Here is a 9,986-nt window from a genome sequence, read left to right on the forward strand (position 1 = left end):
GCGGCGGGCTTCGCCCGCTTGTTCGGCCTCGCTCGCTACGCTCGCGGCGGCCGAACAAGCGGCTGGAGCCGATGCTCGCGTCGGCGAGCAAGCTCGCCTCCGCTCGCACGGCTCAGCCGCCGCGCCGGTATCTGCATCTTCCCCCAAGACCCAAATATCTATTCTCCTGCCTGCCCAGCCAACCACCCCCTCTTCTCCGCCAGAAATTAGTTCACTCATCCGCCTCAACTACTTCCTCCGGCTCTACCTTGACTCTTTTCTCCTCGGCTTCCCCCCTGGGTAAGCAGGTAGTTTGTTTTCTAACCTACCCCCTCGTTCTTAAATGAAGGAGAAGACAGTGATCTACCAACAGACTCTGGATCAAGGCTGCAGCGAGATCCTTCTTGGTCGGTTGTTCGGTCAACTGTCCCCTCCTTCATAGGATTTCCCGTCCAGGGAAAAACCTCTCTACGCCTCTACAGGGTATAGGTCTCTCCCCTCTCTCGGCTTCTCTAATTCACGTCTAAGACCAAACGATAGTGATTTAAGTAGGCCACCCCGAAAAATTACTCAGAGGCATTATCACCTCTCTCTGGCCTTCGCTTTGGTGGAGATGAGCGCGCGAGTTCGAACCGCTGACCTCCTGCGTGCAAAGCAGGCGCTCTCCCGCCTCAGCTACACCCCCTCTTTCAATTAACCCTTATCAATGGTTAACTCGACCCTTAAAAGTTCCCCTCTCTATTTGGCCTCAACCTCTTAAGATTAAAACACTTTTCCCCTCTTGCCTTCCGTAGAGATTGATTTTTAAAGGTCAATAATATCAACGCCTTGTAGAAAACTTTTAACTGTCGAGTGTTAATCATTACTCGATGTTCACGGTTTTCTTCTAAACCCCTAAAGCGGTTGCCTTGGTTTATTAGTGTTCACCGCTTCACCCCCATAAATCGGGGTGCTATTCTCGTCTTTACCTGAATTTAGCACCCTTATTTATCAGGGTGTTACGGATAGGATAACATCCCGAATCATACCGTCTTAGCGGTTTCTACCCCTGAAAGTCTGATGGCGCAGGTCGAAAAAACTCGAATATCACCTACCAAAAATCAGTGTTTCATCCGTGTAAATCTGTGGCTAAATAGTTATCGAGAAATAAAAAATCCCGGCAACGACCTACTCTCCCACACCGCTTCCAGTGCAGTACCATCGGCGCTGGAGGGCTTAACTACCGTGTTCGGAATGGGAACGGGTGTGGCCCCTCCGCTATGGTCACCGGGAAATTCTAACTATCTTCCAATACAATAAAAATCACCTCTCTGGGTGATTTTTATTTGCAGTCTGCAAAGGATTCTCCCGATGCCTCTGCAGACTGCCCCTCCCAGTTAAAAGCCGGTTGACTCCCCGACTCTTAATGGCTTATTTAAGCTAATCGATCAATATTTCTTCCCACTCCCTCGTAAACAGCATTCACATTATTTACCAGTTCCAGGACTACCTCTTTGGGAATTTCGTTCGCCCTCTTTAGTATCTGCTCTTGAATACCTAACAACTCAGTCTGACTATTACTTACTGTCTGACTCCTCAGTCCCCTAATTTCCATCACTGATCACTCCTCACTCGTCGCCTGTCACTACACCCTTCTAAAAAGAAGAAACTTAAAGTAATATGGCCAAGTCACACGACCAATTAGTACGGATCGGCTAAATATGTTACCACACTTACACCTTCCGCCTATCAACCTGGTCATCTTCCAGGGGTCTTTAGTCAGGTTGGATACAAAACCAGGATTAAAAGAAAGAAATCAACTCCGTTTAGATTCCCCAAGGAACCTAAACTTAAGAAGCCTCTTTCCTTTTTTCCCTCCCATATCCAATCCCGAGGGGATATCTTATCTTGAGGTGGGCTTCCCGCTTAGATGCTTTCAGCGGTTATCCCTTCCGAACATAGCTACCCAGCTATGCCCCTGGCGGGACAACTGGCACACTAGAGGTTCGTCCACTCCGGTCCTCTCGTACTAAGAGCAGCTCCTCTTCAAATATCCAACGCCCACGACAGATAGGGACCGAACTGTCTCACGACGTTCTAAACCCAGCTCGCGTACCGCTTTAATTGGCGAACAGCCAAACCCTTGGGACCTTCTCCAGCCCCAGGATGCGATGAGCCGACATCGAGGTGCCAAACCCTCCCGTCGATGTGGACTCTTGGGGAGGATAAGCCTGTTATCCCCGGAGTACCTTTTATCCGTTGAGCGACGGCACTTCCACACGCTACCGCCGGATCACTAAGCCCTGCTTTCGCACCTGCTTGACTTGTAGGTCTCGCAGTTAAGCTCCCTTATGCCTTTACACTCTACGTGCGATTGCCAACCGCACTGAGGGAACCTTTGGGCACCTCCGTTACATTTTAGGAGGTGACCGCCCCAGTCAAACTACCCACCTGACACTGTTCCTGACCTGGATTCACAGATCAAGGTTAGAACCTAGACATGCTAAGGGTGGTATCCCAAGGATGGCTCCACCGAACCTGACGGCCCGGTCTCAACGCCTCCCACCTATCCTGTACATAACATGCCCACATTCAATGTCAAGCTATAGTAAAGGTTCACGGGGTCTTTCCGTCTTGTCGTGGGTAAGGGGCATCTTCACCCCTATTACAATTTCGCCGAGTCCCCCGTTGAGACAGCGCCCAGATCGTTACGCCATTCGTGCAGGTCGGAACTTACCCGACAAGGAATTTCGCTACCTTAGGACCGTTATAGTTACGGCCGCCGTTTACCGGGGCTTCAGTTCAGAGCTTCACACCAGGTCTCAGATATTAGGTTCTTTTCTCCGGGGAGTGATGATGAAAGGACTCTTTTTTGTCTCATCCTCTTTTTTTTGACCCTTCCTCTTGCCGGAAAAAGCCTCTCCCTTCTACTTCATCATCGCTCCCCGCTAAAAAACCTACTACCTGAGACCCGGCACTAACCCCTCCCTTTAACCTTCCGGCACCGAGCAGGCGTCAGACCCTATACATCATCTTACGATTTAGCAGAGTCCTGTGTTTTTAGTAAACAGTCGCCTGGGCCATTTCACTGCAACCCCTTCGAGCTCCACTGGCAAGCAGCTTCACCCTACGCGGGGCACTCCTTCTCCCGAAGTTACGGAGCTATTTTGCCGAGTTCCTTAACGAGGGTTCTCTCGAGCACCTTAGGATTCTCTCCTCGCCTACCTGTGTCGGTTTACGGTACGGGCACCCACAGACCTGGCTAGAGGTTTTTCTTGGCTGCATGGGGTCAGCCACTTCGCCTTTGTCCGAAGACGCCAGCTCCTCCTCACCTCTCGGAGTTAACAGCAGCCCGGATTTGCCTGGGCTGCCCTCCTACAGACTTGAACGTACACCTCCAATCGTACGCTTGGCCTACCCTCCAGCGTCACCCCTTTGCTCATAACGGTCTGCAGATGGTACAGGAATTTTAACCTGTCTGTCCATCGCCTACGCCTTTCGGCCTCGGCTTAGGATCCGACTTACCCTGAGCGGATTAACCTTCCTCAAGGAAACCTTAGGCTTTCGGTGAAGGGGGTTCTCACCCCTTTTGTCGCTACTCATACCGGCATTCTCACTTCCATCATGTCCAGCAGTCCTTTCGATCTGCCTTCCCTCATCAATGGAACGCTCCCCTACCACCTCAGTCTTGAGATTTGAGATAGAGACAGAAAAATAAGGTAAAAACCTTTCTTCCTCTCTCCCCTCTCTATCTCTATCTGAGATCCATAGCTTCGGTGACGAACTTAAGCCCCGTTAAATTATCGGCGCAAAACCACTCGGCCAGTGAGCTATTACGCACTCTTTAAATGATGGCTGCTTCTAAGCCAACATCCTGGGTGTTTTTGCGATTCTACATCCTTTTCCACTTAGCTCGCACTTAGGGACCTTAGCTAATGGTCTGGGCTGTTTCCCTTTTGACCACGAAGCTTATCCCCCGCAGTCTCACTCCCAAGGTAAAAGTAACAGCATTCGGAGTTTGGTTGGGTTTGGTAGCCGGTGAAGGCCCCTAGTCCATCCAGTGCTCTACCACCCTTACTTATCCTTGAGGCTAGCCCTAAAACTATTTCGGGGAGAACCAGCTATCGCCGAGTTTGATTAGCCTTTCACCCCTATCCACAGCTCATCCCGGGAGTTTTCAACCTCCATAGGTTCGGACCTCCACGTGCTCTTACACACGCTTTACCCTGGCCATGGATAGATCACTCGGTTTCGGGTCTACTGAGTACTACTCCTCAGATCACAGATTACAGAATCAGATCACAAACTGATAAGGAAAACCTTCCCCCTCTCTTCTCTGTCATCTGTATCCTGAAATCTGATGTCGCCCTATTAAGACTCGCTTTCGCTACGGCTCCGTGGCTTAACCACTTAACCTGGCAGCACTCAAGTAACTCGCCGGTTCATTCTACAAAAGGCATGCAGTTACACCTTCGAGGCGCTATAGCTTTTCGCCCTCACGGGCAAAAGGCTCGCTATCCCTCGCATAGTGCTTCTACAGCTTGTAGGTATATGGTTTCAGGTACTATTTCACTCCCCTCCAGGGGTTCTTTTCACCTTTCCCTCACGGTACTTGTCCACTATCGGTCGAAGGTTCGTATTTAGCCTTGGGAGGTGGTCCTCCCAGATTCCAACAGGATTTCACGTGTCCCGCCGTACTTAGGAACCTAAACGCAGGGAGTTCACTCTTTTTCGCTTACAGGACTATCACCTTCTCTGGTTAGCCTTTCCAGCACTCTTCAGCTAAAGAGCAAATTTTTGACTCCCCGGACGATACAACATACCTCTGTCCTCTTTAGGTCCTCCAACCCCGCCTATGCAACGCGGTATGGGCTTTAACACATAGACGGTTTAGGCTCTTTCCTTTTCGCTCGCCACTACTCAGGAAATCGAGGTTTCTTTCTTTTCCACAGGGTACTAAGATGTTTCAATTCTCCTGGTTGCCTCTCAAGCCCTATTTTATTCAAGCTTGAGTATCATGCTTTTTAAACATGACGGGTTTCCCCATTCGGACATCCCCGTATCAACGCTTGTTTGCAGCTACACGAGGCTTATCGCAGCTTACCACGTCCTTCTTCGTCGACCTTCGCCAAGGCATCCACCATACACCCTTTCTTACTTGACCATACTACTATAACTTACTTCTTTTTTAAGGTGCATTCGAAAAATTCCACTTTCTTATTCAGTTTTCAAAGATCAAATCCTATTCTTTTTTCCAAAGGATAGGTACATAGATCTTAATCTTAAGATCCACCTATCTATCCTCTGTCCCCCCCTGCCTGCAAAACAATCCTCTTCTCCTCCGCAATGAATTCGTTCAATCATCCCTCCGCACTAAAAATTGGTGATGTCCTCCTATAGCTAACTGGATTCCTGCTTTGGTAGGAATGACAAGGCAGGTATATGGGTCATTGTCGCCTTAGCCACAATCCAGAAGACCTGCAGCAATAGAAAGACAATTCAGGATAATGTGAAGCTATCTTAGGACACTACCTAAAAATTACTTCCTATACTTCCTAAGGCCTTATTTTAAAACTATCATCTTTTTGGTAAAGACTTTATCACCCGCTCTTAATTGATATAGATAAAATCCCGAAGCTACCTTTTCTCCTCCCTCATTATACCCATCCCAATAAACAACCTTATCTTTGGTCTTGTATGAACCTGCCTCTTTATAGTCTAAGTCTAAAGTTCTAATTAGTTGACCACTAAGGTTATAAATTTTAATCTGGACCTTAGCCCCAACGGCAAGCTCATAAGGTATCCCTGTCTCTATATTAAAGGGATTGGGGTAGTTTTGAAAAACTTTAGTCTCTTCTATTACTTTCGAAGGCAACGTCTTCAAAGTTGAAATAACAGTTACCTCAATTTCCTTTCTCCATCCATTTCCCTTATCATCCTTAACAACAAGTTCTATCTTTCCACTAGAACCAGGTTCATTGCTTACTTCAAAACTAAAGATAGCTATTTTAGTTTCTTGAGTCTCAATATCTCCTAACAGACTTAAAGAGGAAGCAAAAACAAGCCACTCTGGCTTATTTACTACTTCTACTCTTACATTTCTTAAGGAAGAGGTTAGACTTTTATTGTTAATCGCTAACTCTAAATCTATACTTGAGCCTGGTTCAAGTTCCCAACAGAAACCAGAAGAAACTATTCCTAAAAGAAAAGAAATTATCAGGAAAAGACGGCTTCTCATTTTTTGTTAATTTCCCTTCACAGAGATTTCCAAAATAGGCCCAGAGAGCCCTAAAATGGCCTTTTGATTCCTGAACACTTTCCAAAATGTTGGATTGGCTGGGTCGGTGTGCCACAGAATACGCTCACCACCAAGTGTCCCGGAATCAAAGGAGTCATTTGAAGCACTTTGGAAATCTCTGCTTCACAAATTTTCTTTCAAATACTGGGCATTAAATTTTAAGAGGGCATAAGCTTCAGAACTTAAATGCTTCTCTTTTTGAGCCTCTACTTCGTTTATAAAAGCTCCCAAGATATTTTTAGCAGTTTTAATCTTTCCCTTCTGGATGTTTTTCCTCACTGCCTCAAGCTTTTGATTTAAGCTGTTAAGAATGCCTTTATTATTAATCCAGCCTAAAGAGTAGGCTTGTTCTTTCAGGGAAATGAGATTATCCAAAAAGGATAATGGCTCGAATACCTCTGGGGGTACTATTGGGCCTACTGTGTTTCCCCTAACACAGTTTTCAATGGGATCAGGAAGAGGTGGCCCTGCTGCTTCAGCACATTCGCTTTCAAAATTAGAGAACACAAAAAGTTCTGTATATCCTTCGGCATAACATTTTACTATTCCTGGTAATCCTTGACTTTGAAATGAAAAACCACCTTGTTTCTCTCCGGGCTTAATTACCTTATCATAATAAGGATCTCCTCCCCAATCCAAAATAGGAATATAACTAAACGCACCAGCAAACCAACCTTCTGGAGAAGAAACATTCACTATCGCATCTTCAAAATCTTCATATTTTACAGAAAATGTCCATACACTTTGAAGGCTGTTTTCAGTAGAGGTTACTTCATAACTGTATATATAGGCTTCTGTAACAGGACTAAATTCAACCTTAGCATCAATATAAACTTCAACTTTATTAGCCGGTTCAAGCACCCAAAATTTTCTTTCACCTTCATAACTTTCATAATAAATTTTGTAACTTTTATTATCAGAATCGTACTCAACATTTTGGGCAGATGTATCAAAGGTAAATATCGGCTTCAGCGGTCCACTTCTTCCTTCTGCTACACTAATTAACCCACAACATAACACTATCATTACACCTATTTTCTTATAGACCATTTTTTTATTTCCTTTTCCTTTTAAATCAGAAAGTTAAGTGCCAATGATCTCCCTCTTCGTAGATACTCCCTCGCTGTCTTTGGATAATCCTTCTCAACATATTTTGTCTCCCTATTGACACAATACCCACATCAACATTTCTACCCGCGCGATGTTCCCTCTGAGGTGTATGCCAAAGTGAACCATATGGAGGTCCTATATCAAACAGTCCCCCATACATCAGACTCATATCATTATACCTTAACTGAGAACCAGAATAAAGAAATGCATATTCCCTCGCAACTATTTCTAACGCATTATTAGTAGTAGACGTTCCATAATGATTATCAGGATGAGCAGGAGTACTTCCCGTTAAGATATAACCTGTTCCTGATCCTAATGCTCTTAATCCTGGCATTCTAACAGTTAAGGTTGCTCTTCCCTCTTCATTTGGACACTCCTGGGATCTCCCTATAATGACCTCTTCCCCTCCAAAAGCAGAGGCAGTATATCGTGACCGAAACTCCCCATTAGCATCAGTTATTCCTTCATCTCGGTCAAACCTACCAGCTGGTCTATCAGAATTATGTTGATGCCCACCGCTATATTGAATTGCTTCAGCTTCAAGAATAATATTAACACCTGGCACTGGATTATCCTCTGCATCAGTAACCGCAACTATTACTAGAGTCATATTTGGGGTTCCAGATCCGGTTGGTCTTACTTCATCTGGATCCAAAGTTACCGTTATTACGCACCCATTGCTTACAGTCACAGCCCTATGATTTGACATATCCCACAGGGTCCACGGATTACACTCCGCATCATAGTTGTAAGTATAAATCCATATATCATATCTTCCATTTGGAACCTGAGTAGTATCCCACCTTGAACTTTGAGTAATAGGTACTGCTGTAGCAATTACGCCCCACTCATTGGTATCTAAATTATGCCATTTCAAAGTATAAGTACCATACGTTTCAGGGGATGGACATTCTCCAATAATACAACCCCATGTATAAGTATATCCCGCCACAATTTCAACTTCACCTGAAATAGTTTCATTCTCGAGTGGTGATTCTATCCAAACCGCGTGTGAATGAATCATACACCCAAACTTACAGCCTTGAAGAAAAACAAGAAAAAGTAAAAAAGACAGCAACAGCCACCTTTTTTCAATTAGGTTTTCTGGAACCTTCATATTTTGCCTTCCATTCCTTAATCTTTTGAGAAGGAATCTCTCCAGATGCCTTAGCCCAACTGATTATCTCTTTGGGATGATAAGGTCGATTATGTTTTTCATTTTTTTCAAGAAGCACTTCGACTACCTTTTCCCGGGTAGGATGTTCCTTTAAAAACCGGTGAAGTATTTTTGCCTTTTCAGGAAGTTTAGGATAGTTATCAATCTTCGGATCTCCTTTCAAACGAACAGAAGGATTACGATCATTTATATCCTGCCAAGCCTCATAGCCATCGCTATCTTCATCAGCTACATCAGTTTCAGAATGAGCATATGGGTTTCCTGGAGCCAGATCATCAAGACCGACATATCCATCTTCATCGAAGTCATAAGAAGCCATTCTTTCAATAGCGTCTAAACTTAAGAAGCCTTCCCCCCTCTCTATAACTGGCTCTTCTCCTGGCCTCACCTGTCTTCCTTTCACTGTCTCAACTCTCAGAAATTCAAATATGTCTTCTATGTCTTCCCCAATATCAATGCTTTCCTTTATCCTTTCAGTTGTTGCTCCAAGATTATCAGAAAAGATAAGTATTGCAGCTACTCCAACCGTAAAAAACAAAAGCACAATATAACTTTTCTTTAATTTTAGAAAAAACATTTTCCCCCTCCATCGTAACTGCTCAATATCCTGTGGAAATCGAGAAAAAAGGTCTTTGTAAGTCATTGTAAAATAAGACTTTTCAATTTCCAACACAGCAATTTTCCCCAACTTATTGAGCAATTACTTTTTAGTTACCTATAATAATAATCCCCTTCGCATTAACCTCAACCGGACGATGGTTATTGTTAATGTTTACCATCACCTCGGCCGGCTCACCACAATCACCAATCACACCTGCCTTTGAGCCTGGCAAACCCCTCAGCTTATTGTTGGCCTGCATTTTTAGAGGAACGACCTGGTCGCCCTGTTTAGCTCCCAGGAGCAACACCTTCCCATTCGTTTCTATTACACCCAGAACAGAACCCTTTGATTGATCAATTACGTTTCCCTTCCTGGTTACCCCTAAAGGGGATATCCTGATTATCTGAAGCAATCCTGACTTTTCTCCCTCTGCCTCAGGATCAGGCACAAGTTCCTCTTCTTCCAGCCTTACCGGAACCAACTTCCCATCCTTCAGTATTCCTAACCGAAGCCACTCTTTCTCTTTTCCCTTAGTCTTGATAATTCCTAACTGTCCATCTCGGAGCTGACCTGGCGGCTCAAGCTGAGGATTAAATCCCTCGGCCTCACCTGGCTTCAAAATTCGAGGGCCAGGCTTGACCTCGAGCTGTGACTGTCCCTTGATATTCAGGACGCCTACCACCCCTAACCCAACAAGAATAACGATAATAACTCCCATAATACTTCTCTTCATTTAAACATTCCCCCTTCTCGTTAGATCAAATCCTACTCCTTCTTCCACCAAAGAATAGTTCAGCCGACCGCTTCGCGGTCGGCTGAACGGCGCGGCGGGGGTTGGC

At 45.1% G+C, this 9,986-nt stretch carries 7 protein-coding genes, 1 tRNA gene and 2 rRNA genes; all 10 read right to left on the reverse strand.

From position 1 onward, the window contains the following. On the reverse strand, window positions 1-219 hold a 219-nt coding region (locus AB1797_10060), incomplete at its 3' end, for a hypothetical protein (GenBank protein MEW5767952.1). Between the two features lie 365 nt (window positions 220-584). Then, window positions 585-664 (reverse strand) — tRNA-Ala (locus AB1797_10065). 469 nt (window positions 665-1,133) lie between these two features. Beyond that, a 5S ribosomal RNA gene (gene rrf, locus AB1797_10070) occupies window positions 1,134-1,250 on the reverse strand. A gap of 143 nt (window positions 1,251-1,393) precedes the next feature. Further along, window positions 1,394-1,573, reverse strand: coding sequence for a hypothetical protein (locus AB1797_10075; GenBank protein ID MEW5767953.1), 180 nt, complete (start codon window positions 1,571-1,573; stop codon window positions 1,394-1,396). Window positions 1,574-1,638: 65 nt separating this feature from the next. After that, window positions 1,639-5,122 (reverse strand): 23S ribosomal RNA (locus tag AB1797_10080). Window positions 5,123-5,521: 399 nt separating this feature from the next. Beyond that, complete coding sequence (locus AB1797_10085) at window positions 5,522-6,196, reverse strand: T9SS type A sorting domain-containing protein (GenBank protein MEW5767954.1); 675 nt, start codon at window positions 6,194-6,196, stop codon at window positions 5,522-5,524. A gap of 183 nt (window positions 6,197-6,379) precedes the next feature. Further along, on the reverse strand, window positions 6,380-7,306 hold the full coding sequence (locus AB1797_10090; GenBank protein ID MEW5767955.1) for a hypothetical protein: 927 nt from the start codon (window positions 7,304-7,306) through the stop codon (window positions 6,380-6,382). Window positions 7,307-7,331: 25 nt separating this feature from the next. Next, window positions 7,332-8,486: a hypothetical protein gene (locus AB1797_10095; protein ID MEW5767956.1), complete on the reverse strand. Its 1,155-nt coding sequence runs from the start codon at window positions 8,484-8,486 to the stop codon at window positions 7,332-7,334. Next, the gene (locus AB1797_10100; GenBank protein MEW5767957.1) at window positions 8,461-9,234 is read right to left on the reverse strand and encodes a hypothetical protein; all 774 of its coding nucleotides are present in this window, start codon (window positions 9,232-9,234) and stop codon (window positions 8,461-8,463) included. Before AB1797_10100 ends, AB1797_10095 begins: the two co-directional genes overlap by 26 nt. Before the next feature lie 19 nt (window positions 9,235-9,253). Continuing rightward, the gene (locus AB1797_10105; protein MEW5767958.1) at window positions 9,254-9,880 is read right to left on the reverse strand and encodes a hypothetical protein; all 627 of its coding nucleotides are present in this window, start codon (window positions 9,878-9,880) and stop codon (window positions 9,254-9,256) included. Between the last annotated feature and the right edge of the window lie 106 nt (window positions 9,881-9,986).

This window comes from bacterium, from assembly GCA_040753085.1.
Lineage (GTDB): Bacteria > UBA9089 > JASEGY01 > JASEGY01 > JASEGY01 > JASEGY01.